Source organism: Paenibacillus sp. FSL K6-4396 (assembly GCF_038002525.1).
Taxonomy (GTDB): domain Bacteria; phylum Bacillota; class Bacilli; order Paenibacillales; family Paenibacillaceae; genus Paenibacillus; species Paenibacillus amylolyticus_B.
The window spans coordinates 5,252,199-5,276,071 of sequence record NZ_JBBOCR010000001.1 but is presented as its reverse complement, the minus strand read 5'-3'; the positions used below and the strand labels follow the sequence as shown (position 1 = coordinate 5,276,071).

Sequence of the window (23,873 nt, the reverse complement as noted above, 5' to 3'; positions counted from 1 at the left end):
TCATTCAGGTTTAAATTGCATTATTCCGATTGATATAGTATATATTATTTAGGGTCTAAACAATTGTCAAGGTAATAATTGTATACATATGGGTATGTGAAAAAACGGATGAGAGCTGGTGATGGCATGGAACCTTTACTGAAAGTGAATGATCTATCGGTCTCTTTTCATTCTGGAGAGAGTGAGTTTCAGGCAGTGCGAGAAGTAAGTTTTGAAGTACGAAAAGGTGAGACGCTAGGTATTGTAGGAGAATCGGGAAGTGGAAAAAGTGTAACCGCACGTTCCATTATGAGGCTGCTTGCATCGCCGCCTTCACAGATGAAAAAGGGAGAGATTCTATTTAAAGGTGTCGACCTAGCCAATAAAACGCAGAAAGAGATGGAGAGTATCCGTGGACGTGATATTGGCATGATCTTTCAGGACCCGATGAGTTCCCTTAATCCGACCATTAAAGTGGGGAAACAGATCTCCGAGAGTCTGATCAAACACCAGAAGGTGTCCAAAAGGGAAGCCAAGAAGCAGGCGACCGCGATGATGGAGCGGGTGGGGATAACTCGCAGTGAAATCCGCTACAACCAGTATCCGCACGAATTCTCTGGAGGCATGCGCCAGCGAGTCATGATCGGTATTGCACTTGCTTGTCGTCCTGAATTGCTCATTGCCGATGAGCCGACAACCGCACTGGACGTTACAATTCAGGCACAGATTCTGAATTTGATGAAAGATATGCAAGAGCAACTTGGGACATCTATTATTCTGATCACCCATGATTTGGGCGTAGTAGCAGGCATGTGTGATCGGGTTGTTGTGATGAAAGAAGGACAGATTGTGGAAACCGGGACTACAACAGAGATTTTTGCTAATCCCAAACACCCGTATACGATCAGGCTTCTGAATGCATTACCACGTCTGGATCAGAAGAAAAAGCCAAAACCGGTATCGTTGGTCCCAAGAGATCTCGAGGATGATCAGCCATTGCTTGAGGTGAAGTCGCTCAAACAACATTTTAATCTGGGGAAAGGCAATACCTTAAAGGCCGTAAATGATATCAGTTTCCATATTCGTCAAGGAGAGACGCTCGGCGTTGTAGGGGAATCCGGCAGCGGAAAATCAACCACGGGGCGTGCGATTCTGCGGTTGCATGAGCCAACAGGTGGAGATGTACTGTTTAAAGGAGTCCCGCTCAATCGCTTATCAGCTTCGGAGATGAAAACGATGCGCAGACATATGCAGATTATTTTCCAGGACCCTTATGCATCGCTGAATCCCAAAATGAGGATTATGGATATCATTGGAGAAGCCCTTGATATTCATCAACTTGCAGGTACAGCATCTCAGCGGGAGAAGCGTGTGGAGGAATTGCTGGAGATGGTGGGACTTGATCCTACCCATGCGCAGCGTTATCCACATGAATTCTCGGGAGGACAAAGACAGCGGATCGGTATAGCGCGAGCTCTGGCTGTGGAGCCGGAATTCATCGTATGTGACGAACCACTGTCTGCACTGGATGTGTCGATACAGGCTCAGATCGTACAATTGCTTGAAGAGTTGCAGCAGCGACTCGGATTGACGTATCTCTTCATCGCACATGACTTGTCCATGGTTAAACATATCAGTGACCGAGTGGCTGTGATGTATAACGGGAAAATTGTAGAGCTGGCCGAGAGTGAGGAACTATATTCCAACCCACAACATGCCTACACCAAGGCATTGCTGTCTGCGATTCCTGTGCCTGATCCAGCGGTAGAAGCGAAGAAAAAGAGACATGTTGGCAGAGAAACACCTAGAGAAAATGTTGAAGTAGAGGACCGTTATAATCTCGAGCATTCCAAGTGGGTAGAAGTCACGGAAGGGCACTGGGTAGCCATATCTAGCTAGACAGTGCAATATATAGTCTTTTTCAACGACAAAAGAACCCCGACGATGATCTCCACAGATCGTTATCGGGGTTAAGTTATATGTTCTTCATATAATGGCAGTAATCAAAAGCAATTATTTGAATTGAACCGATTTCTTGATGGTATCAATCTCGGCTTTGGTCTTATCATCCATGTAAGTGAAGATGAAGTTGAAAGCATATCCTTCAATAATTGTACTATAGTAATCTTGAGTAATGGTTGAACCGTCACCTGGATCCATCGTGATTTGCATCAGATCCATCTCTTTACCACCGATGGTTTCCGTTGTCATTTCCTTATAATCGTAAGGGAACTGGCTATCCACCATGAATTTTTTGGTTGCTTCCAGGTAGTCTTTACCTGTACGAATGCCTTGCAACAAACTCACTTTCTCAGCAATGGCCATAGCGGAAGGGCCAACTTGACCTCCGTCCAATGGGTATTTTGAAGCCATAAGCAGATTCAATGTTTTGGTCTGAGACAGTTCAATTTGTTTTTTCTTTGTTTCATCATCACCAGCAATCGCTTCGGATGAAGCACTTGTCAGCTCATTCATGCCTGCAGCATCCTGGAACTCCCATGCTTCCGGGAATTTCAGAGATACGCCGAAATAGTCATTGGTGTAAGAACCTTTTTCAGTGGTCCCCAGCTCAACGTCTTGGGAATTATCAGTTTCCTTGGACTCTTCGCTTGCTGGTTCTGTGTTCTCTGTTTCTTCTGTATTGGCTGTATTAGAATCAGTACCCGTCGTTGTTTCTGTCGGGGTAGGCTCTTCTGTTGCGGCTGTGTTATCTGCTTTGTCACCGCAAGCGGCTGCAACCAGCATAATCATAATGAGCATGGCGAATAAAGAAGCTTTTTTTGGAATTGTCATATTACCCTCCTGAAATGTGTGTGTTTGTTTCTCTCTCTACATGTTGCCTGCTTCCTAAATTGTAGCACAAACGTTCTCATATACTACCTATAGGAATCTATAGGGGTCTTCTATACATAAGACATTCGGCTGGCAATTGAAACAGCTTCTGTGCTGGATTGCACACCTAATTTGTTAAAAATCACTTTTTTGTGATGATTCACGGTGCATTCCTTGATCTTTAATTTCAAAGCAATGGCTTTTACCGTGAGGCCTCCGGCTATCATTTCCAGAATGGTTAACTGACGCTCGGTGAACTCCACTGCAGGTTTGTCACAAGGTTCAGTAGTCTGCTTATTCTGGTAACTGTTCTGCATATATGCAGGAATCAGCTTGGCAATAGCAATAAGCTCGCCCTGCATATCCGCGTTAATGGTGGACACATCCAGATAACCGACATGTTGCGATCCCATGAACAAAGGTGCGGCGTAACAATGCCAGCTTTGAAAATAAGGACTTTCATGCTGCTCGGGTAGCAGCAGTACAGGCTTATTGTTATCCATCGTTTCTGATATGGCGTTAACTCCACAGCTCTTTGCAGTGAAGAACATGCCCGGACGAATGGGTGAACCTTCCACGACAGTTTCCAGATCTGGACTATAATCCATGGAGAGAAGCACACCGTCCATATCTGTGAGTAGAAAAAGATAAGTGCCCGTTAAATTCTCTTTAATATCCGAGAGGCTGTTCTGAAATGCATGAATCAGGAAATGATTGATTTTGCGAAGCCTGTCCAGTTGAGATTTTGGTAAATAATCGAACGGAGCCGTTTCTGTTACATGCTGGCACATGGCGGACTCCTTGTGCCGTGAGGCAAGTGTAATGGCAGGCATGTTTGATTCCTCCTTCCTGCACAGTCGCTAGTAAGCGTAGGATCTGATTGAATCTGAGGTTCGTCATCCAATCGTTTTGATGACTTGCCCTTCCTGGTTTTTAATTTCTGTTTTAACAATCTGAACGAGCATATGATCCATTGAAGTTATCTCGAATGTTCCTTCAACCGGGCGAAGGTTTTCTGCCAGATCCTCAACAATTTTTTCGTTCACCGTCAGGGTAACTTGTCTGTCGGATTCCAATACTGCAGGATGTTCTCCGGCTTCGAACAGAATAGTAGTATCAGGTCCGATCAAGGATAGAGAGGTACCTTTCGAAATTCGGCTACGAAGGATGGTTCCGACTAATACAGCCTGTTTGGCTCCAAGCTGGAGTTTGCCCGGAACGGTCTTTATCAGCATTTTTTTACGCGGGGACTCCCAGCCCAGTTGTTGTACGAATAAAAACGCTGTGCTCGATCCGTCCTGTTCCATTCCATGCTCAACCGCTTGTACAACAGAAGGAATATCTGCGTACGAATTTCTCATCAGATCGGTCACGTATTTGGGCATGAAATTGGAGCAGGCCGAGAGGAAGCCGCGCGCATTCCACGTTTGAATCATTTCCAGCTCCCGACCTGTAATCCCAACCATCTGAATAAACTGCACGGAACCATTAGGTGTAGAGATCGCCGTTAGATCCGGGTCTTCAATAAACGAGAGAGCAGTCAACAAAGTATCGGACTCCAGACAGATGGGTCCATTGGCGTCCATGTAATCTCCTGGCTGAAAGATATTTCCGCTAGTGAACACGTAACGTCCTACATTTTGAAGCAGATTCAGCGCCCAGGCTGGCGGATCAGTCTCTCCTTCACTGCGTGTAAGACGAAATGTGAGTTCAAAACCATACCCGCTTTTGGATGCATCCTGCATCTCTTTTTCATATAATTCAGAGAAACCATATGTGACAAAATGCCAGTGGGGCATGGGTGTATTCACTGCATAAACACTGATGCCATCGAGAGGGTCCGGACCTCCGAGAATGTAAGGAATGGATGTTCCATAATGGTGCGACTCCTGTTCACCGTATAGCTCACCGATGGCTTTATCAATTGCATCCCAACCGGAAGTGTTTTCTTCATAAGTCATTTGTTGAATCCTCCTGTACTAGTCTTTCCCCCGAAAAACATTTAAAATTAAGTCTACCTGTTACAGAAACGGATTCAAGCGGCTTAAGGATGAATTGTGTCAGATAGGACTTCGGTGTTATTAATTGCAATCCAGGGAGTGAATTTACATGAGTATGAAAGATATGTATTTCAGAGAGTTTAATCAGGCAAGCTGGGACTCATTTTCCGAACTGTTTGAAGAACTTGAACAGAAGCTGGACCCCGCGTGGGCAGAACGTGCACAACGACAAGGGATTCCGGCGGATATAAGTCGGGTACTATTGTGTGAAATGGGGGAGTACACTTTTGAATGGATCATGAAAGATATCCCGGCTTTAGGGGACCAAAGTCCCGCTACGTACCTGGAAACCGAGGAGGGGGCGCAGGCTTTAAGGGCAGCCATTTTGCGTATGCCACGTTAATTTTTCTTATGGAGTATATGTGCGAACGATCCTATGATCCAGTGAAGTTGATTTTGCAAAATAGATATGTTACGCTTACATTACAAGAGCAAACACAACAGAATACGCAATAACATCTTTTGATGGATTGTAACTGTGAAGACAGGCAAAACCTAAACTGATGGTGAAATGAAGGCCCCTTTTTTTGGTGCTATTTTACCTTGAGTTTAGGTTTTTCTTGTTTTCTGCTCTAAATCACACCATTTTCACCTGGAAAAACCAAAATAAATTTCGAAAAGAGGTTGTTGTTTATGACCACGGCAAAAAAAGGATTCCCCGAAAACTTCCTGTGGGGTGGCGCTACAGCTGCCAATCAATTGGAGGGTGCATTCGATAAGGACGGCAAAGGTCTTTCCACAGCGGACATGATTGCTCATGTTCCGAAAGAGAAGCGTACAGGCGGACATGCCATGGAAATTTCCTCTTCCCGAATTGAAGAGATTCTCTCTGGCAAAATTGAAGAACGTTTTCCAAAACGTTTTGGTATCGACTTCTACCATCACTTTAGAGAAGATATTGCATTGTTCGCCGAAATGGGCTTCAAAGTATTCCGTTTGTCCATTCACTGGGCACGTATTTTCCCGAACGGTTATGATCAAGAGCCGAATGAAGCAGGTCTGAAATTCTACGATGAAGTATTCGACGAATTGTTGAAATACGGTATTGAGCCACTCGTTACATTGTCTCACTACGAGACTCCGCTTGGCTTGACGCAAAAATACAATGGCTGGGCTGGCCGTGAAGTAATTCAGCACTATGTTCGATATGCAGAAACGGTGTTCAACCGTTATAAAAATAAAGTGAAATACTGGCTGACGTTTAATGAAATTAACGTTATGCTGTTCAGCCCGTACACTGGCGGCGGCATTCTGATCGATAAAGTGGACAACAAACTGCAGACGACGTATCAAGCGCTTCATCATCAATTTGTAGCAAGTGCCATGGTTACGAAGCTTGCACACGAAATTATCCCAGGTTCCCAAGTCGGCTGTATGCTTGCTCGTATGGAAACTTATGCAGCAACATGTAATCCGGTAGATGTTCGTCTGGCTCAGCACGAGAATCAGATCAACCTCTTCTTCACGGACATGCATGCTCGTGGTAAATACCCGAACTACATGGCTCGTTATTTTGAAGAAAACGACATCGTGATCCAAAAAGAAGCAGGCGATGACGAGATCTTGCTGAACAATACCGTTGATTTCATCTCCTTCAGTTACTACATGTCCGTGACCAAATCCGCTTCTGCCAACGAAGCAGAGACATCCGGCAACCTGACTGGCGGTGTGAAAAACCCTTATCTGGAAGCGTCCGACTGGGGCTGGGAGATCGATCCGATCGGTCTGCGCGTAACCCTGAACAACTTCTGGGATCGTTACCAGAAACCATTGTTCATCGTGGAAAATGGTTTGGGTGCCTATGATAAAGTTGAAGAAGATGGTTCGATCCATGACTCCTATCGTGTGGATTACCTGAAAAAACACATCGAACAAATGAAAGAAGCCATCAAAGATGGCGTCGATCTGATTGGATTTACAGCATGGGGCCCGATTGACCTTGTGAGCATGTCCACTTCCGAAATGTCCAAACGTTATGGTTTCATCTACGTGGATCTGGATGACGAAGGTAACGGAACACTCAAACGTTCCAAAAAGGATTCATTCGACTGGTACAAAAACGTAATCTCCAGTAATGGTGAGCAACTGTAGTTCTCACGTTTTCAGGATTTTTACCGCATAAAAGCGGGCAAAACTTAACACGAAAGTAGCTATCTCAATGAACTCATGGTTTTGAGGGCCCTTTTGGTTAGTGCTTGTCCGCTTTTCCATGTGTTGCCCAACATTACATTGGAGGGATTGTCGTTTGAAAAGATGGAACATGAGCACACAGAGTGCGAGATGGATGCTAGCATTAACCCTGTGCCTAACCACAATTTGGCCTGCAGCAGCGAGTGCGGAAAGTGTTGAGGTCAGTCGGATTCAGGCAAATACCTATGTAGGTGATCCGGGAGAAATGGTCGAATCCTTTGATATTACCATTGCCAATCCCGTGAAATATCAGAATCTAAAAGCTTCTGACTTCGAAATTACAGGCAATTATGATGGTTATCCATTAAATGAAGCAGAAGAAATTGTACAAACTAACTATGCAGACGACGGGATAAAATTGACGATTCAGGATCATACCATCCATATGGAGGTCGAGCCGTTTAAATATCCTGGAGGTATGATTTCAAAATTTAAGGTAACGAACAAAACGTATCCAGAGCTATCTTTTGATGAGACCAATGTGGATAAGGTTGTTACCCGAACCGTCGATGATTTTGAAAAAGGTACGTACACGGGCAGCAACGGTGAAACGTTGTCTTACCGTCTGAAGCGTAGTCCTTCCACCAACGCACAACCGCTTGTCGTATGGCTTCATGGCGGGGGAGAAGTAGGTACGGATGGTAGAAGTCATCTTACGGCTAATCGTGGAGCAGTAGTCTGGACAGAATCGGGGTATGATACTTCCGTGCTTGCTGTACAGTATCCCGAGAATTACAGTTTCAAAATTTACGATAACACTGAACAACTGGCTAAAATGCAAGCCTATTTTGTTGCACAGTATGAGCTGATCCAGAAGCTTGTAGCTGAAGGGGAGGTTGATCCGGATCGGATTTATCTGGCTGGTGTATCTAGTGGGGGTGGCGGAGCCCTTCGGTTTATGATGCAATATCCGGATCTGTTTGCAGGAGCTGTTGTCATTGCGGCCAAGGATACAGTTGCAGATTATACAGGGTCTGTGGATGGATTTAAAGATGCACTTAAAGATATAGTGAATGTTCCTATTTGGCTTCACCATGCTAAGGGTGATCCTACAACAGATAGTCGTACGAGTATACTTGCGTATGAAGCGTTGTTGGAACTAGGGAGTGATCCGGACATTTTCGTATACGATGATGATTTCATGGAAGGAAATAATCTCTATGGTGGATTGAAACATTGGTCGTGGGTTCCTGCTTTGGCAAGTTATCAGACACCTGACTTTTTGTTTAATCAAGACAAAGGAATATCTGATGCCGATATATATACCCGGATGGACCGGAGAATTAAAGCGTATGAAATTGTGGATCGGACTCAGCTTGCCGTATGGATTGCTGATTTTTTGAAACTCCCAAATCCTCAATATGAAGAGAGTTATAGCGATACGTTTGAGCGATGGTCTCAAAAGGCTATTTCGCAGGTTACAGAAGCAGGTGTAATGCAAGGAACGGGGAATAATAAATTTTCCCCATTAGGTGATATAACACGAGCTCAATTAGCGGTTATTTTGGACAAAATGAAGAAAAACTTGGGTATAGAACCTGATCAATCAGAGGCGGCTATGTTTGATGATGTACCTCCGACTCATTGGGCATATGAAGCAATACGAAACAGCTCACAATACGATATTATGGGCGGCAAAGAGGCACAACTTTTTGCACCTAATGATGTGGTTGATGGAGAAGAATTTCATGATATTATGGGCCGCTTGTATCTGACAAAGGCGAATCGACACTTAGAAGACTAAATAATGAGAGGAATGATTGATATGACTACACCATTTCCGAAAGACTTCCTATGGGGCGGCGCTGTAGCAGCCAACCAACTTGAAGGAGCTTATAATACAGATGGCAAAGGTCTGTCTGTTCAAGATGTAATGCCACACGGGATTACAACGCCTAGAACGGAAGCACCTACAGAAGATAACCTGAAACTGATCGGTATCGATTTCTACAACCGTTACAAAGAGGATGTTAAACTGTTTGCTGAAATGGGCTTCAAAGTGTTCCGTACATCTATCGCTTGGTCCCGTATCTTCCCTAAAGGTGATGAATTGGAACCAAACGAGAAAGGTCTGCAATTCTATGATGACCTGTTCGATGAGTGCCACAAATACGGGATTGAACCACTCGTAACGATCTCTCACTATGAGACACCGCTGCATTTGTCCAAAACATATGATGGCTGGGTTAACCGTAAAATGATCGATTTCTACGAGCGTTATGTAACAGTTCTTTTCAACCGTTTCAAAGGCAAAGTTAAATACTGGCTGACGTTCAACGAAATCAACTCCATTCTGGAAGAGCCATTCATGAGCGGCGGAATCTATACGCCAAAAGCAGAACTGTCCAAACAGGATCTGTATCAAGCAATCCATCATGAATTGGTGGCCAGTGCGTTAGCAGTAAAACTGGGACATGAAATTATGCCTGAAGCCAAAATTGGCTGTATGGTACTGAGCATGCCTACGTATCCGCTGACTCCGAACCCGGATGATGTGGTTGCAGCGATGCATGCTGAACAGCGCAATGATATCTTTGCTGATATCCATGCACGTGGTTATTATCCAAAATACATTAATCGTTATTTCAAAGCGAATAATATCAATATTAAGTTTGAAGATGGCGATGCTGAAATTCTGAAGCATACCGTAGACTTTATCTCGTTCAGTTATTATGTAAGTATCTGTGAGACTGGTGATCCCGAGAAACGTATCGAAGGAAAAGGAAACCTGTTCGCAGGTGTGCAAAACCCTTATCTGAAAGCGAGTGAGTGGGGCTGGCAGATCGATCCGCAAGGACTGCGCGTAACCTTGAACAAATACTGGGACCGTTATCAAAAACCATTGTTTATTGTCGAAAATGGCCTGGGTGCAGTCGATGAGCTGATCACGGACGAAGATGGCAATAAAACCGTGAACGATGATTACCGTATTCAATACTTGAATGACCATCTGGTACAGGTTGGCGAAGCTCTTGAGGATGGCGTAGAAGTGATGGGTTATACGTCATGGGGCTGTATTGACCTGGTAAGTGCTTCAACAGCAGAGATGAAGAAGCGTTATGGTTTCATCTATGTAGACCGCAACAATGATGGTTCAGGAACATTGGATCGTTACAAGAAAAAATCATTCCATTGGTACAAGGAAGTTATTAGTACAAATGGCGCAAGTCTTAAGAACAGTAACGAGTAAATGCTAGTTCTATAAGCATAGTTGTACTAGCACCTTTTTATGTCACATTAACGCACATTAACCGCTTTCACAAAAACATTGTCATATGGATAATTATATGGTAAGATGGGCCTAAGGCTAATGAATACTGGATTGTTACTGTTCAATCAGGCAAAACCAGAAGCGGGGCATATTTCGTGACCTGCTTTGGTTTTGCCTTTTACTACTTTGACGGTGCAAGGTGATGTGAAGAAATGAAAATTGAGAAGGTGCTGAACAACAACGTAGTTACCGTAATTGATCCGGGAGGAAACGAACTGGTCGTTATGGGACGTGGAATTGCCTTCAAAAAGCATACTGGTGAATCGATTGACGAGAGTCTCGTCGAAAAAATATTCTCGCTTGAAAGTAAGGAAGTATCACAGAAACTTAAAACACTTCTGTCTGATATCCCGGTTGAATATGTCGAGTGCTCGGATGAGATTATCCGTTATGCCGAGACGGTGTTAGGTGAGAAGCTGCATGAAAGCATCTACATTTCACTGACGGATCATATTCATTTTGCCATTGATCGACATCGTCAAGGATTGCAGATCCGTAACGCATTGTTCTGGGAGATCAAGCGCATGTACCGGAAGGAATATGCCATTGGACTCAAGGCGCTACAGATTATTGAGGAAACGTTAGGTGTCCTGTTACCCGAAGACGAATGCGCATTCATTGCAATGCATCTGGTTAATGCCCAGATGAACGGTGAGATGAGGGAAACGATCAGTATTACGAACATTGTTAAGGACATACTTAACATCGTAAGACGTAGCTTTGTGATTGAACTTGATGAAGATTCATTGAGTTATTATCGGTTTTTAACTCATCTGAAGTTCTTTGCCCAACGTGTGTTGCAAGGAACAGCGATTGAAGATAAAGAAGAAGATAACCCGCTTCATGACTTGGTGAGCAAGCAGTATCCGGAAGCACATGCATGTGCAGTAAGGATCAGTGACTATACGCGTAAGATCTATAATCGGGTGTTGTCCAAGGAAGAAATACTGTATCTGACCATTCATATTGAACGAGTTGTCAGAAATGAACAAACAATTGAATAAAATTGGGATTGTTACTGCTAAAAAGGCAAAACCTAAACGTTGAATAATGATAAGCTTTTCTGCTTTGTCATTGTTCAGTGTTTAGGTTTTTTTTTAACCTTCATTACACATAAAAGGAGCAAAACACAATGGATAAACAACAATTGTCCAAGGATATTTTGAAGCTTGTTGGTGGCGAAGAGAATATCGATCAAGTCACACACTGTATGACAAGACTCAGATTTAACCTGAATGACAACCAAAAAGCGGACAAAGCGACGCTAAAAAATACACCAGGCGTGATGGGCGTGATGGAAAACGGTGGACAGTTCCAGGTTATCATCGGTAACGATGTACCTATCGTGTATAACGCACTCGTTGGCAACATGTCCAAATCACCGACCGCAGATAATGCAACCTCAAGCGCTTCAACTGGGGAGAAGAAAAAGAGAAATCCAATAAGTGCGCTGTTCGACTTCATTTCAGGTATGTTTACACCAATCCTGCCTGCAATTACGGGTGCTGGTATGATCAAAGGGATCGTGGCCATCTTTGTCGCACTTGGGTGGTTGTCCGACACTAGTTCAACCTATATCATTTTGTCGGCGATTGGTGACGGTGCATTCTACTTCCTGCCGATCATTCTGGCAATCAGTGCTGCCCGTAAACTGGGTAGCAATATGTATATTGCCGCAGCGCTCGCAGCAGGGATTATGCATCCGACCATTACAGCACTACTGGCGGATGGTCACAACTCATCATTTATGGGGATTACAGTCATAGCGGCAACGTATTCTTCTACAGTTATTCCGATTGTTCTAGCAGTTTGGATTGCTTCATATGTAGAGAAAGCCGTTGATCGTGTAACACATGCCTCACTTAAACTCTTGGTTGTTCCAACAGTTACCTTGTTGATTATGGTTCCACTGACATTGATGACAGTAGGTCCATTGGGTACGGTTCTTGGTAATGGTTTGTCCGGTGGTATTTCATGGTTGTTCGATAACATGTCCATCTTCGCAAGTATTCTGATTGGTGGTACGATGTCACTGCTAATCATTACAGGTATGCACTATGCGTTGCTGCCAATCGTAGTTGGTTCGATGACAACACTGGGTTACGACTTTATTATTCCACTGATGTTTGCAGCTAACTTGGCACAAGGTGGTGCAGCATTTGGTGTAGGTCTCAGATCGAGAAATGGCAAAACCAAATCCCTTGCATATTCCACAGGTCTCACGGCTATCATGGGGATTACGGAACCAGCGATGTATGGTATCAACATGAAGTTCAAAAAACCGTTTATTGCAGCCCTTATCGGGGGAGCGATTGCCGGTGGATTCATGGGTATCTTCAATGTTAAATCGTACGTTATTACAGGACTTGCAGGTCTGCCGAGTGTGGCAGCATTTATCAGTCCAGCAATTAGCACACTGCTCTATGCTCTGGCTGGTGGTTTGATTGCCATCGTAGCTGCAGCAGTACTGACGTACATTCTTGGATTCCAAGAAGAAAATGCAACAGAGCCAGCACCAGCAGGTGAGCCGGCAACACCAGCAGCAACAACTTCTGCTGTTGTAACTGAAGAAGCAAAAGCACAAGATGAGCAAATCTTCAGCCCAATCACAGGTGAAGTTAAACCGCTGAGCGAAGTGCCAGACCCTGCGTTCTCTGAAGAGATTATGGGTAAAGGATTTGCGATTCAACCATCTGAAGGACGTGTGGTTTCTCCAATTAACGGTACTGTGTTCTCGTTATCGAAGAGCGGACATGCCATTGGTCTGGTAAGTGATACAGGCGCAGAGATGTTGATTCATATCGGGATTGATACCGTGAAGTTGAAAGGTCAATTCTTCTCGCCTAAAGTTCAAGCAGGTGTGAAGGTTGCCGTAGGTGATGTACTGATGGAGTTCGACCGGGAACAGATCGAAAAAGCCGGTTATACAACGATTACACCAGTTATTATTACAAACATGCACCAGTATGAGTCGATTGAGTCTGCTGGTCGCACTACGATCAAAGAAAAAGACTTGTTGTTCACAGCTAAAGCTTAACCATAGAAATGAAACAGCAGCTTCACCGGAATGTAATCCGGTAAAGCTGCTGTTTTTTTGCTTATAGCCTTTTACATGGGAAGCATACCCTGCACCAGTTGTACAAAGTGCTGTGCAGGCTTGGACAAATAACGGTTCTGCAACCAGACCAGCGCCGAGCCAACCGTGGAATGCTGATCATGGATGCGATATACGTGGAATGGGTGCTCATGATATAGCTGTAGTACCGTGTGAGGCACGATGGAACTGGCGAAGCCGAGTCGGACCAGTTCCAGCAACATATTAATGTCTGAGCACTCACCCATGATAGAGGGGATAACCTGATGCTCCCGGAACTTGTCCAAAATTAGCTCGAACATACCGAGTCCTTCTGTGCTTGGAAGCAGTAGAGGGATACCTGTAAGCTGCTCAAAATAAGTCCCCATCTCCGCTCCTGGTCCCATCTCTGTCGGACTATCCAGCGGTGTTGAAGAAATATAGAAGAGTCGCTCCTGTGGCAGGTGCAGCACCTCATAGCGTTCTGTCTGGACGGGCATGCGTACACAGGCGAGTTCAACTTTGCCATCTTCCAGCAGGCGACATAATTGTGCAGACTCATTTTGCTGAATTTTATAGGTAACCTGTGGATGGGTGGTGCGAAACTGTTGCAGTGCTTGCGGGATCAGGCGATCCGATATGGTATTGATGCCGATGGTGAGTTTGCCCCGTATGCCGTGACGGAAACTTTGCATCTCCATTACAGCTTCCTCCATATATTTGGTCAAGGTAACCGCATAATCATAGAAGCTGCGACCCGCCTGCGTTAGCTCCATCATACGTCCTTTGCGTTCAAATAGAATCACACCAAGCTCTTCTTCCATTAACTTAAGCTGCTGGCTTAAGGGTGGCTGAGCCATGTGAAGTCTTCGGGCAGCTGCTGTAATCTGTTTCTCCTCAGCAATGGCAATGAAATAGCGACATTGTTTGATATCCAAGTGGTTGTTCTCCTTCGCCTGCAATGTATATGTAATTCGTATGGAAAGCCAACAAAACATGTATTTTTAATATACTACGATCTTATGTTACCATACATTAGATTTGCATACCTGACTAACAGAGTTTGGTTTCTATATGAATATTATTGCATGAGAAAGACCTTGAATTGGAGGATAAAACAACGTGGTTAGAACAATACATGATGCTGCGCAAGCGGGACATACCGATGAGGTCATTCGATTTATCACACAACAGGGAAGCCGGTTGAATGAACGGGATGCATTGGGGCGAACACCTCTGCTGGCTGCGGTGCACGGTAACAAGATAGACACGGCAAGGATGTTAGTGGATGCCGGAGCCGACATTAATCTTCGGGATGCACGATTGGACAACCTGCTGTTATATGCGAGTGCTGAAGGTATGTATGGCATGGTCGAATTGGCGATTACAGCAGGTGCAGATACGAGGTTAACGAATCGTTTTGGCGGTACAGCTCTTATCCCAGCAGCAGATCGGGGCCATGTGGACATTGTGGAGCTTCTGCTGACACGCAGTGATGTGGATGTGAACCATATCAACAACCTGGGGTGGACAGCCTTACTGGAAGCGGTCATTTTGGGAGATGGCGGGCCGCGTCACCAGCAGATCGTTGCCTTGCTTTTGCAATATGGTGCAGATCCAAAGATTGCGGATCGGGACGGGATTACACCGCTTGCACATGCGAGCCGGCATCGGTATGCCGAGATGGAACGACTATTAACCCAAGTCTGAAGAGACTTATACATTTATAATACAGAACAGTGAAAGGATATTCCGAACGAATGAACAGACATCAAGAGCATTTTTTACAAAAGAATATGAAGGACGTATCTTCACTGATTTTGGCAGGTATACAGTGGTTTTTCTTCCTGTTTACCAATACCGTTGTTGTTCCGCTATCCATTGGACATAATTTTCATCTGTCTCCGGATGCCATCGCTGCCTCCATGCAGCACGCATTTATCCTTACCGGAGCAGTGTGTATTCTTCAAGCCGTATTTGGTCATCGATATGCGATTATGGATGGTCCGTCAGGGTTATGGTGGGGATTGACGCTAAGTTTGACGGTATCTGCTTCATCGGCAGGTATGAGTCTGGAGCGTATTGGCGGTGGACTGGCTGCAGGTTTTCTGTTAGCGGGACTAACGATGGTGATTCTGGGTTGGCTGGGAGCAGCGCAAGTGCTGCAAAAGCTGTTCACACCTATGGTGAAGAGTGCCATGTTGTTTCTAATGACGATTCAATTAACCATGAATTTTTTCAAAGGTATGATTGGATATACGGAGTTTGGTCGTTTCGATCTGCCTGTTGCCGCATTGTCCGTTGTCATTGCGTTTTTGGTGGCATGGATTCAATTAAAGGGTAGGGGGAAACTGGGGAACTACGCGATCCTGATTGGGATTGTGGCAGGCTGGATCGCTTATAGTCTATTGTTTCCTGGACAGCATAGCGGACAGCCGAATCAGGCCCCGGCAGGTCTCGAACTGTTTCCGTGGGGAGCACCCAGATGGGAACCGGGTATTGTCATTACTGCATTTTTCGTGGGGTTGGTGAACATGACGAATTCGATCACCACATTAAGCACAGTTGAGAAACTATACCGGACAGAAACAACAAGCCGTCAGTATAGGCATTCCTATGCGCTAACGGGTCTGTTCACGATGTTGTCAGCCTGTGTAGGTGTGCTGCCCTTTGGTTTATTTGCATCATCGATCGGATTCTTGGAGAGTACTCGCATTCTGCGTCGTGCTGCCTTGATAATTGGAGCGGGGATGTTATGTATGATAGGTCTTACACCTTCAGTGACAGCATTTTTTGCACAAATACCACCAAGCGTCGGCAGTGCGGTTTTGTTCGTGGCTTATCTTCAGATGTTCGGCACGGCACTAAGAACGCTTGAAGGTACAACGTTTAATTCTAAAACGATCTATCGTGTAGCGTTGCCGGTCCTCACGGGAGTTGCAGTCATGAATATTCCTGCTGAGGCCTTTCAAACCTTGCCCATGTACCTCATCCCGATCATAAGTAATGGTCTCGTCATTGGGGTATTGGTCTCACTGGTTCTTGAAAAAACCGTGAACTGGTCCAAAATGGAACAACCAGCGACAGTAAGTAAAGCGGCATAAAGAGTTTCATCTTGCGACAGTCCAATTTGATTGGGCTGTTTTTTTTGTTTTGTTTTTTTGTTATCAGTCTATATGGCATCTAACTATTTCACAATAATTTTGCCTTGTCCTGCAAGCATTCGCATCTCTCTAGAGAGACGGTCCTGGTTCCCATCCTGCATTTCGAGTTGAACACCATAATGCCATGAGGTGTTTTTTTCTTGACCCCAGCGGAGAGTGCCTTCCATATATAGAGGGTCTTCAAAGAGCAGCATATTCATTCCAATCCGAATATCGTTATTCTCTACAGGAAGGGACAGCGGAAATGACAGCTGACAGCCGGATCGACTGATATCGCAGAGTTCGGCCTGAATGGGTTTGGCTGGTGCGTTAACCCCGTTGATGCTGAGAATATAGATCTCAAAGTGGATTGGTTCCTTCAATGTGTAGCGAAAGGGTTCTTTTCTATTGTTCATTGACATGGCTTGGCTTCCTCCATCAGGTTCAAAAAAAGTCAGTTATGCTTATATCGACCATTTGGAGCAAGAAATGAAGAGTTGCGCAAGCAGAGATGGTCCATGGGTTCCTTTTACACGTGTATCAGGCTTGATATAATGATGGAATATATTTCTGAGGTCAGACCTGGATCAGACAGAAGGGACGGGTGAATATGAGAGGAACATTTCAAATGGTTACAGATACGGCAACATTGTGCCTGTATGATCTAGCAGCGTTAAAACATCGTGCTGAGGATACTTCGGACTGGTGGTCCATTCCAGTGGATGAGCTGGCTGAGGTGAATGCAGGTCATTGTCTGTTCCTGAATCTGGGTGCAGATGGAGTGTATGAGGTGGAATGGAGCCTGGAGGATGTAGAGGAGGATTCAGATCCAGATCGCGGAGCGGAACGGGAAAAGGTGTATCATCTGCAAGTTCCGTCTGGGCACGTCTATCTGGGGGCGGCGGATGATGTCACTGGCGGTGAATTAGAGCCGGATGAGACATGTGAAGGGGTTCTGTTTCAGTTAAAACCTGGAAATTATGCATGTATCGTCTCCAGAGAAGCTAGTCGGATCACCATTGTCATGATACCAAGTATTCAGGGAAATAACACGCTGGATGAATTAATCCGGATATAGTGTACAGATACAAACAGGAGGGATTCATATGCAGGAATGGAACGAGATAACGATGATGAATGCAGATGCCCTGCGTAAACAAATGAGAATACTCGCTGCTTTGGATATTATCTTTTCGGAGGAAGAATGGCTACGCGTTCATCATTATGAAGCTGAACTTCAGCCAGGTGTGGCATGGGGAAGCATCAATAACGGCGCAGGTGATCATCTGCATGTCTTGTTTACGAACTCAGGCACGTTGATCAAAGGATTTGATCATGAGTCACCTTTAAGTCCGCATGCTCGTGAGGATGGAGAGATCTACCCAGGAATGTACGATGAAGTGCCGGAGACGTTGATGGCTGTTCTGAGAGATCAGGAGGAAACATTGGATCTGGAGGATGTGACCTTTTGCCTATGGCAGGAAGGGAACGACTTGTCATGGAAGGTTGGTAACTGGATTCAGATGGCGATGGCCGAGGAAGGTGAAGCGGACGCCAGAGGTGGTGCAGAATTTTTGCTGGGATATTTGGAGAAGAACCCGGTAGATTACGTTGATTGGGCCAAAGGGTACTATGACTTGCCGGATCTGCCGTTGGAAGCCGTAGCTGAAGTATATGAAGAAAAACCGGTGACCGCCAGCCTGATTAAGCAGTTGTGTCCTGAGCGAGATGTGGCAGTAGTACTGGATGAGTTACAGCAACGCGGGTACGCCGTGGAACAAACGTAATAGAGTAGCTAAGGGAGATGGGGAAGCCATGTACAAGATGCAATTGGAGCGTATGCGTGAAAAGTTGATCACTCTACGAAGCCTGGACCCGGATCTGGACCTGTTTGGCGCAGAGAACCATGAATATGAAATGGCGTCTGTGTGGACGCAGAAGGATATTGCGCAATTTGAACAGAAATGGCGAATTGAGTTGCCGGAGGATTATAAGATATGGCTTCTTCATATGGGAACAGGTGGTGCAGGACCTTATTATGGTCTGGAAAATCCGGATGATGGCGTATACGCTGTGCTTGGTTATGAAGATGAGCTGAACGCGGTCTCGGACCCTTTCCAATTCACGGAAGCATGGAACTGGAACTATGACTGGTTCGATGACAGCAAGGAAGAAGAGGAATGGGAAGCGCTGGAACATGAATATTTTGATCCAAAGTGGTCAGCAGGCATGTTGCGCATCAGTGATTTTGGCTGTGGCATATCCATGAATCTGATTGTTAAGGGAGCCTCCTACGGAGAGGTCTGGGTTGATGACCGGGCTAACCGTAATGGAATTTATCCTGATCAGTATTGGGGCAATTCGAATCGACTACATTTTCTGGACTGGTATGAGTTGTGGTTGGATCGTTCGATCCATCAAATGCATGAACAAAAGCAACAATCTGGAGCGAACGAAGTCTAAAGGAGGTTGTACATTGGGCTGGGAATATGGGATTAGAGCAACGGAGCCTGCGATTTTACCTGAAGTTGTGAAGCGTCTGGCAAGTGCATTAACGTTTACCAACATGTACAGCTTAGAACGCCAAGCCAACGGTTTTGTACTGAAACGTGAAGATCCTTCCTGGCCGAGAGCCCTTGAAGTGTGGATAGAAGAGGCTTCCGGGTTGGAAGAGATTGTGGATGGGGAGTCGTATATCTACTGTTTGTTTCATATCTGGGGTGAAGAGGCGCGGAGTTGGATGCAACAGATGGAGCGAGAAACCAGCCAGGTTGATGGTGATTTAATCTGGTTTGAACTCTGATCGGTAAGAGATTTGCCTGAAACAGGAGGAGCATATATGGCTAAAAAATCAAAGAGGACAATTCCTGCGCTCATGTATCAGTATCAGGGTCCGCAGCGGAATGTGGGTTTTGTTTTATCCCCTTTATACATAGAAGAATCGGTTGAAGTAGAGATGGAAGACATGCTGTTCATATATAATGAAGACTTTGACTATATTCGTCCTGCATTGGATCGCGCATTTCCCTTAACTGATCCTCGAACTGGAGAAGAGATGAAGGCTCTTGATCCCTGCTGGGAGAATCCGATTACGAAGGAAGTGTGGGTGGGGATTTTATCAGAGCTGGATCAACAGCTGGTTGCAGAGCCTGAATTACGGAATTTTTTGAATCAGTTCACAGCTTGGGTGAGAAACCATCTGCAATTGGCCGACGGGATCGAAGTCACCGGTAACCTGTAAGTTAGTTGATCTTGAATTGTTCATGCTTGTGCGTAATTCAGTATACCGGCGGCCGAAGTGCTATGTAATCAAGCTCCCTCATGATGATGGCGGAGCTTTTTTTGATGAATAAAAACCGTTTGCTTCACTCACCCGTCTTATACCACAGAAAGAGAGAGAAGGAGGGATGCGGGGTGGAAACAAAAGCAGAGATGAACCAGAGGATCTATGTGCAGACCGAAGACGAGACGGCATTTGTGCAATCTATTAAGGAACATCAAGATACGCTCATTTCTATTGCCTATAGCTACCTGCGTAACCGGCAAGATGCGCTGGAAGCTGTGCAGGAGATGACATGCCGGGCTTGGATTAAACGTCGTACGCTGAACAATGAGAAGGCGTTCAAGTCGTGGATCATTCGGATTCTGATCTATGTCTGCATCGATGAACAGAGGCGCCGCAAGCGGGCAACACCTCTGGCGAAGGAGGATCTGGAGGACAGCATTCCGGCGTCTTAGATGATTAGCGTTGATGATAATCGAATAGCTATTGAATCTCTTTTGCAAAAGGTGAAACCAAAATATCGCCATGTGTTATTGCTGAAATATTATAACGACATGACACTGACGGATATTGCCTCGATCCTCGGCAAACCGGAAGGGACGATTAAGACCTGGCAGCACAAAGGACTCCAACAGTTGCGCAAGTTGATGAAGAACAGGAGGGATTGGCATGACCACTAACCCGGAGGAGAAAGCACTTCTTGCAGACGCATATCAGGTGAAAAGAGAGAACCAGCACTGGAATCCGGCGGACACGACTGCGGCAATTCAACGTGGTCTCGCAAAGGCTAGAACAAAACGATCAGGTAGGACCTTTCGTGTCAAATGGATCACGGCAGTGCTGGTCACGGTCTTGGCTGCAGGTTGGTTTCTTATAGGCCCACTTGGAAACTATGGGCAACAACCGGCAACATATACTGAGCCTGTAACCGATTGGGGAGTACTAGAGCCCTTTCGTGGCCTGCTAACTTCGGATATGGACCGTGCCACGATTACTTCAACGCTCAATAATGGTTATGTGCAACTCGTGGATCGGACGGTTACATCTGGAATATATCAGTTTACCGTGAATGCAGTTATGGCAGATGAGAACAGGATAACCGTATTGTATACCGCCAGAACGGATGCTTCGCAAGAGATTTATTCGATAGTCAATACCAAGATGACGGATGCAAGAACAGGTTATGTCCTTGATAACGGAAATATAGGAGGGGGGCATTTCTCGAATGATAAACATACCATTTATGGCCGGAATACAATTGAGCGAAGTCGAAATAAACCGCTGCCTGAGCAAGTGAATCTTCAGTTTCAGCTTTCTTCCGTTGTTCCAGATGTGGTGGAAAATTCAGAAAAAGGGGAAAAGGAACGGAAATATCAATTCTCCAAAAAAATGAATATTTCTTTTGCGCTGGATCCCAAATTCTCTATCCCCAAAACGGAAATCATCAACGTTAATCGGACTTTTGCTCTTGGAGGCTATGAGGTCTTATTGTCAGAGGTGGAGGTGTCTCCGCTGGTAACTCGGGTCAGATTTGAATATGCACCTGATCAAGAAAATGATTACAAACCGAAGTTATCGATCACCGAGGTCGTTAGACCTAGTGAGATCATTTCGACCTCCAGTAATGGGAAGCAGACCAAGTTATCCATGGTAGGTGGAAGCGGAACTGAAGATGGAATGATGTATTCTTTCAGCAGCAATCTGTTGGACAATCCGGAGTCATTGGTATTAAAACTTAGTGGCAAACCAGGTAAGGTCTATGATGATTTGCAGGAAGCCAAGAATGATGAGCTGGCAATAAAAATCAAATAAACAAACTAACTAACTAACTGGCAGTACTTTTATTCGGATTAGGTGTACGTTAGTGAAAGCAGAGAAGGGATGTCCCTCAAGGTCGTAAGCCTTGTGAGACATCCCTTCTTAAATATGAAAAGCTGCTGATCTTACACAGTTAGAATATCTACTCCCAGAGCTGGAAGAGTCAACTTCTGATCCAATCTCTCGTTGGTCAACAAACTGCGATAAGGAACGTTCAGTGTAACCTCTCGTTGCTCATTCGTCAAATTGATCAGAAACAGGAAGTTTTGCTCCCCCTTCGTTCGAATCGACATCTCGACACCTTCCGGCAGCTGGATTTTGGGCGCCAATTCCTTTTCCTTCAATATGCCTTCAAACAACTGATAGAAATACGATGGCTCCGGCCAAGTGCCGACATAATACACTTCACCTTCACCAAGCTTATTGACAGTAACCGCTGGTACACCCTCGTAAAAGTCGTTGTCATACCAGGCGATCGGCTCTGCACCTCGCAGTTCCAGTAGATCACACCATTGCTTTACAGCGAATGTCTTGCCCTCCGCGTTTCGTATCCGATGCTCACTGTTGCCGATGGCATCATATTCACTTACGACAACACCTGCTGCTTCTGCCAGTAGCCCCGGCAGAGGCAGCATCTCACATACATTCCTCATGTTCTTCACACCAGTCCGATTGGTGAGGACAACCGTCCCCCCTTTAGCTGCGAATCGCTCCAGTCGCTGTGCTATTTCTTCACTTAACAGGAAGAGAGAAGGGACAATGACCAGCTTGTACCCGTCGAGCTCCTCGGTCCAGTTGATAACGTCTGTACCAACACCCATTCTCAGAAATGCATTATGCATAGAGGACAAGTTGTCTATATAGTGCATTCCTCCTTCCGCCTGCGGCTGAAGGGAAAGTGCCGTATGCTGATCATGCGAATGCAGAATTGCAACCTGGGTAACAATGGTTGAGTCGGCCAGCAGTTCTCCTAACTGGTTCACCTCGCGAGTAAGCTCGGCAAACTCTCTGAACCTGCGTCCAGGAACATTGCTGTGGTCGATCAGCCCATGCCAGAATTGTTCGGCTCCGACGGTTGCACTCCGCCAGCGGAAATGGACGACCATATCCGCACCGCGGGCGATTGTCTGCCAGGAGCGAGCTCGGATCAGTCCAGGATACGGGGTGCGCTGGATCGGCATCCAGGCTCCCTGTGCTCCGCTGAGCTGTTCCATTACCCAGAAATTCCGGCGTTTGATGCCGCGAACCAAGTCCAGCGTAAGCGCTCCGTTCCTCGGAAACCGATCGCCATAATCGCGATACAGCTCATTCGGATAATAATCAACAGAGACGAAGTCCAATTCGTTGTGCATATCATAATAGTCCAGGCTATTCGGATACTGCCACATGTTATGCGTCACGAATTGGTCTGGACAGTTACGGCGTAAAATCTCAAGCTGCCATCCCAGCAGATAGCCTACGCTGTCAGAACAAAATCGCTTGTACTCCAGAAGATAGGAAGGATTCATCGGTTTGCTGGCACCGAGTGGTGTTGTTACCTCAGCCCAGCTGCTGTACTCACCACTCCAGACGACCGTACCCCATTCCTGGTTCAACTCCTCCAGATTGGAATAACGCTTTTGCAGCCAAGCGACAAATGCATGATTACATGTATCACAATGGCACTCCTGGTAGTGCATCTCGTTATCGATTTGCCAGCCAATAACGGCGGGATGCTTACCATAGCGCTGTGATATCGCTTCCACAAATTTGGAGCCCAGCATTTTCAAGGAAGGGCTGTTGTTGCAGCGATGTCCACGCACGCCTGGCCGAATGATGTGGCGTTGTTCATCCATAGGCAGTACATCCGGATAACGGGTTGTCATCCAGTTTGGCGGGGTATTGGTTGGGGTGCATAACACAATCTCCATGCCGCGCGAAGCGAATACTTCTATAGCCGCATCCAGCCATTCAAACTGATAATTACCCTCGGTTGGTTCCATTCGACTCCAGGCGAACTCTGCCATTCGCACAACAGCAACCCCCGTCTGTTGCATAAGTAGGGCATCTTTTTCCCATAACTCCGGGGTCCATTGCTCTGGATAATAATCAATTCCGATCTTAATTGTCATCCTGTGATCTCCTTTATTTATCAATATATTGCGATTATATGATATATTAATTCGAGTGAATATCTTAAAAAATTAATATGATATAACAATATTAAGATCAGGAGAGTTAGTCG

23 protein-coding genes are annotated in these 23,873 nt (G+C 45.5%); 17 read left to right on the top strand and 6 right to left on the bottom strand.

Annotated elements, in window-relative coordinates:
* Window positions 1-126 precede the first annotated feature (126 nt).
* Entirely contained in the window at window positions 127-1,878 is a 1,752-nt protein-coding gene (locus MHB85_RS23150; protein ID WP_105600034.1) for an ABC transporter ATP-binding protein, read from the top strand.
* Window positions 1,879-1,992: 114 nt separating this feature from the next.
* Here MHB85_RS23150 and MHB85_RS23145 read toward each other — a convergent pair whose 3' ends face one another.
* The 3 genes from MHB85_RS23145 to MHB85_RS23135 all read right to left on the bottom strand — a co-directional run bounded on the left by MHB85_RS23145 (window position 1,993) and on the right by MHB85_RS23135 (window position 4,772).
* The gene (locus tag MHB85_RS23145) at window positions 1,993-2,772 is read right to left on the bottom strand and encodes a hypothetical protein (protein ID WP_091013550.1); all 780 of its coding nucleotides are present in this window, start codon (window positions 2,770-2,772) and stop codon (window positions 1,993-1,995) included.
* A gap of 110 nt (window positions 2,773-2,882) precedes the next feature.
* Window positions 2,883-3,644, bottom strand: a complete 762-nt coding sequence (locus MHB85_RS23140) for a LuxR C-terminal-related transcriptional regulator (protein WP_210109011.1) — start codon at window positions 3,642-3,644, stop codon at window positions 2,883-2,885.
* 63 nt (window positions 3,645-3,707) lie between these two features.
* Entirely contained in the window at window positions 3,708-4,772 is a 1,065-nt protein-coding gene (locus MHB85_RS23135) for a suppressor of fused domain protein (RefSeq protein WP_341073778.1), read from the bottom strand.
* 148 nt (window positions 4,773-4,920) lie between these two features.
* Between MHB85_RS23135 and MHB85_RS23130 the strand changes: the two genes are divergently transcribed.
* The 6 genes from MHB85_RS23130 (at window position 4,921) to MHB85_RS23105 (ending at window position 13,369) form a co-directional block, all read left to right on the top strand.
* Window positions 4,921-5,214 carry an antitoxin Xre/MbcA/ParS toxin-binding domain-containing protein gene (locus tag MHB85_RS23130; RefSeq protein ID WP_105599910.1) on the top strand — a complete coding sequence of 98 codons (294 nt, stop codon included), beginning with the start codon at window positions 4,921-4,923 and terminating at the stop codon, window positions 5,212-5,214.
* 290 nt (window positions 5,215-5,504) lie between these two features.
* Complete coding sequence (locus MHB85_RS23125) at window positions 5,505-6,962, top strand: glycoside hydrolase family 1 protein (protein ID WP_091013560.1); 1,458 nt, start codon at window positions 5,505-5,507, stop codon at window positions 6,960-6,962.
* A gap of 154 nt (window positions 6,963-7,116) precedes the next feature.
* Window positions 7,117-8,805, top strand: a complete 1,689-nt coding sequence (locus MHB85_RS23120) for an S-layer homology domain-containing protein (RefSeq protein ID WP_341073777.1) — start codon at window positions 7,117-7,119, stop codon at window positions 8,803-8,805.
* 21 nt (window positions 8,806-8,826) lie between these two features.
* Window positions 8,827-10,251 (top strand): glycoside hydrolase family 1 protein, encoded by a 1,425-nt coding sequence (locus tag MHB85_RS23115; protein WP_091014346.1) that lies wholly within the window; start codon window positions 8,827-8,829, stop codon window positions 10,249-10,251.
* Between the two features lie 233 nt (window positions 10,252-10,484).
* On the top strand, window positions 10,485-11,336 hold the full coding sequence (licT, locus tag MHB85_RS23110; RefSeq protein WP_036668684.1) for a BglG family transcription antiterminator LicT: 852 nt from the start codon (window positions 10,485-10,487) through the stop codon (window positions 11,334-11,336).
* A 128-nt stretch (window positions 11,337-11,464) separates the two neighbouring features.
* Window positions 11,465-13,369: a beta-glucoside-specific PTS transporter subunit IIABC gene (locus MHB85_RS23105; protein WP_192133473.1), complete on the top strand. Its 1,905-nt coding sequence runs from the start codon at window positions 11,465-11,467 to the stop codon at window positions 13,367-13,369.
* A 71-nt stretch (window positions 13,370-13,440) separates the two neighbouring features.
* Here the strand turns inward: MHB85_RS23105 and MHB85_RS23100 are convergent, their stop codons facing one another.
* Window positions 13,441-14,343 (bottom strand): LysR family transcriptional regulator, encoded by a 903-nt coding sequence (locus MHB85_RS23100; protein WP_341073776.1) that lies wholly within the window; start codon window positions 14,341-14,343, stop codon window positions 13,441-13,443.
* A gap of 184 nt (window positions 14,344-14,527) precedes the next feature.
* Between MHB85_RS23100 and MHB85_RS23095 the strand changes: the two genes are divergently transcribed.
* Window positions 14,528-15,115, top strand: coding sequence for an ankyrin repeat domain-containing protein (locus MHB85_RS23095; protein ID WP_192133477.1), 588 nt, complete (start codon window positions 14,528-14,530; stop codon window positions 15,113-15,115).
* Window positions 15,116-15,165: 50 nt separating this feature from the next.
* Window positions 15,166-16,509, top strand: coding sequence for a uracil/xanthine transporter (locus MHB85_RS23090; protein WP_223199750.1), 1,344 nt, complete (start codon window positions 15,166-15,168; stop codon window positions 16,507-16,509).
* An 83-nt stretch (window positions 16,510-16,592) separates the two neighbouring features.
* On the opposite strand, the gene MHB85_RS23085 is transcribed toward MHB85_RS23090, so the two are convergent.
* Entirely contained in the window at window positions 16,593-16,970 is a 378-nt protein-coding gene (locus tag MHB85_RS23085) for a PilZ domain-containing protein (RefSeq protein ID WP_091013573.1), read from the bottom strand.
* A 206-nt stretch (window positions 16,971-17,176) separates the two neighbouring features.
* On the opposite strand from MHB85_RS23085, the gene MHB85_RS23080 reads away from it, so the two are divergent.
* The 8 genes from MHB85_RS23080 (at window position 17,177) to MHB85_RS23045 (ending at window position 21,643) form a co-directional block, all read left to right on the top strand.
* Complete coding sequence (locus MHB85_RS23080; RefSeq protein WP_445739041.1) at window positions 17,177-17,626, top strand: DUF6386 family protein; 450 nt, start codon at window positions 17,177-17,179, stop codon at window positions 17,624-17,626.
* Between the two features lie 28 nt (window positions 17,627-17,654).
* A complete protein-coding gene (locus tag MHB85_RS23075; protein ID WP_192133481.1) occupies window positions 17,655-18,335 on the top strand; it encodes a hypothetical protein in 681 nt (226 codons plus the stop codon).
* Window positions 18,295-19,011 carry an SMI1/KNR4 family protein gene (locus tag MHB85_RS23070; protein ID WP_244660991.1) on the top strand — a complete coding sequence of 239 codons (717 nt, stop codon included), beginning with the start codon at window positions 18,295-18,297 and terminating at the stop codon, window positions 19,009-19,011. The genes MHB85_RS23075 and MHB85_RS23070 overlap by 41 nt, the downstream gene beginning before the upstream one ends.
* Before the next feature lie 13 nt (window positions 19,012-19,024).
* A complete protein-coding gene (locus tag MHB85_RS23065; protein WP_192133483.1) occupies window positions 19,025-19,351 on the top strand; it encodes a hypothetical protein in 327 nt (108 codons plus the stop codon).
* Between the two features lie 36 nt (window positions 19,352-19,387).
* A complete protein-coding gene (locus MHB85_RS23060) occupies window positions 19,388-19,789 on the top strand; it encodes a hypothetical protein (RefSeq protein ID WP_192133486.1) in 402 nt (133 codons plus the stop codon).
* A gap of 173 nt (window positions 19,790-19,962) precedes the next feature.
* Window positions 19,963-20,286: a sigma-70 family RNA polymerase sigma factor gene (locus tag MHB85_RS23055; protein ID WP_341073774.1), complete on the top strand. Its 324-nt coding sequence runs from the start codon at window positions 19,963-19,965 to the stop codon at window positions 20,284-20,286.
* Window positions 20,287-20,511 (top strand): RNA polymerase sigma factor, encoded by a 225-nt coding sequence (locus MHB85_RS23050; RefSeq protein WP_341073772.1) that lies wholly within the window; start codon window positions 20,287-20,289, stop codon window positions 20,509-20,511. It begins immediately after the preceding gene.
* A complete protein-coding gene (locus MHB85_RS23045) occupies window positions 20,501-21,643 on the top strand; it encodes a DUF4179 domain-containing protein (RefSeq protein ID WP_192133488.1) in 1,143 nt (380 codons plus the stop codon). Before MHB85_RS23050 ends, MHB85_RS23045 begins: the two co-directional genes overlap by 11 nt.
* A gap of 131 nt (window positions 21,644-21,774) precedes the next feature.
* Here MHB85_RS23045 and MHB85_RS23040 read toward each other — a convergent pair whose 3' ends face one another.
* Window positions 21,775-23,760, bottom strand: a complete 1,986-nt coding sequence (locus MHB85_RS23040; protein WP_341073771.1) for a beta-galactosidase — start codon at window positions 23,758-23,760, stop codon at window positions 21,775-21,777.
* Window positions 23,761-23,873: the final 113 nt, after the last annotated feature.

Excerpts from the sequence above, each read along its gene's own strand:
- MHB85_RS23080 (WP_445739041.1), top strand. The coding sequence starts at position 17,177 with ATGGTTACAGATACGGCAACATTGTGCCTGTATGATCTAGCAGCGTTA.
- MHB85_RS23085 (WP_091013573.1), bottom strand. The coding sequence starts at position 16,970 with ATGTCAATGAACAATAGAAAAGAACCCTTTCGCTACACATTGAAGGAA.
- MHB85_RS23105 (WP_192133473.1), top strand. The coding sequence starts at position 11,465 with ATGGATAAACAACAATTGTCCAAGGATATTTTGAAGCTTGTTGGTGGC.
- MHB85_RS23115 (WP_091014346.1), top strand. The coding sequence starts at position 8,827 with ATGACTACACCATTTCCGAAAGACTTCCTATGGGGCGGCGCTGTAGCA.
- MHB85_RS23040 (WP_341073771.1), bottom strand. The coding sequence starts at position 23,760 with ATGACAATTAAGATCGGAATTGATTATTATCCAGAGCAATGGACCCCG.
- MHB85_RS23140 (WP_210109011.1), bottom strand. The coding sequence starts at position 3,644 with ATGCCTGCCATTACACTTGCCTCACGGCACAAGGAGTCCGCCATGTGC.
- MHB85_RS23070 (WP_244660991.1), top strand. The coding sequence starts at position 18,295 with ATGAGTTACAGCAACGCGGGTACGCCGTGGAACAAACGTAATAGAGTA.
- MHB85_RS23150 (WP_105600034.1), top strand. The coding sequence starts at position 127 with ATGGAACCTTTACTGAAAGTGAATGATCTATCGGTCTCTTTTCATTCT.
- MHB85_RS23090 (WP_223199750.1), top strand. The coding sequence starts at position 15,166 with ATGAACAGACATCAAGAGCATTTTTTACAAAAGAATATGAAGGACGTA.
- MHB85_RS23075 (WP_192133481.1), top strand. The coding sequence starts at position 17,655 with ATGCAGGAATGGAACGAGATAACGATGATGAATGCAGATGCCCTGCGT.
- licT (WP_036668684.1), top strand. The coding sequence starts at position 10,485 with ATGAAAATTGAGAAGGTGCTGAACAACAACGTAGTTACCGTAATTGAT.
- MHB85_RS23045 (WP_192133488.1), top strand. The coding sequence starts at position 20,501 with ATGACCACTAACCCGGAGGAGAAAGCACTTCTTGCAGACGCATATCAG.
- MHB85_RS23050 (WP_341073772.1), top strand. The coding sequence starts at position 20,287 with ATGATTAGCGTTGATGATAATCGAATAGCTATTGAATCTCTTTTGCAA.
- MHB85_RS23125 (WP_091013560.1), top strand. The coding sequence starts at position 5,505 with ATGACCACGGCAAAAAAAGGATTCCCCGAAAACTTCCTGTGGGGTGGC.
- MHB85_RS23135 (WP_341073778.1), bottom strand. The coding sequence starts at position 4,772 with ATGACTTATGAAGAAAACACTTCCGGTTGGGATGCAATTGATAAAGCC.
- MHB85_RS23145 (WP_091013550.1), bottom strand. The coding sequence starts at position 2,772 with ATGACAATTCCAAAAAAAGCTTCTTTATTCGCCATGCTCATTATGATT.
- MHB85_RS23130 (WP_105599910.1), top strand. The coding sequence starts at position 4,921 with ATGAGTATGAAAGATATGTATTTCAGAGAGTTTAATCAGGCAAGCTGG.
- MHB85_RS23060 (WP_192133486.1), top strand. The coding sequence starts at position 19,388 with ATGGCTAAAAAATCAAAGAGGACAATTCCTGCGCTCATGTATCAGTAT.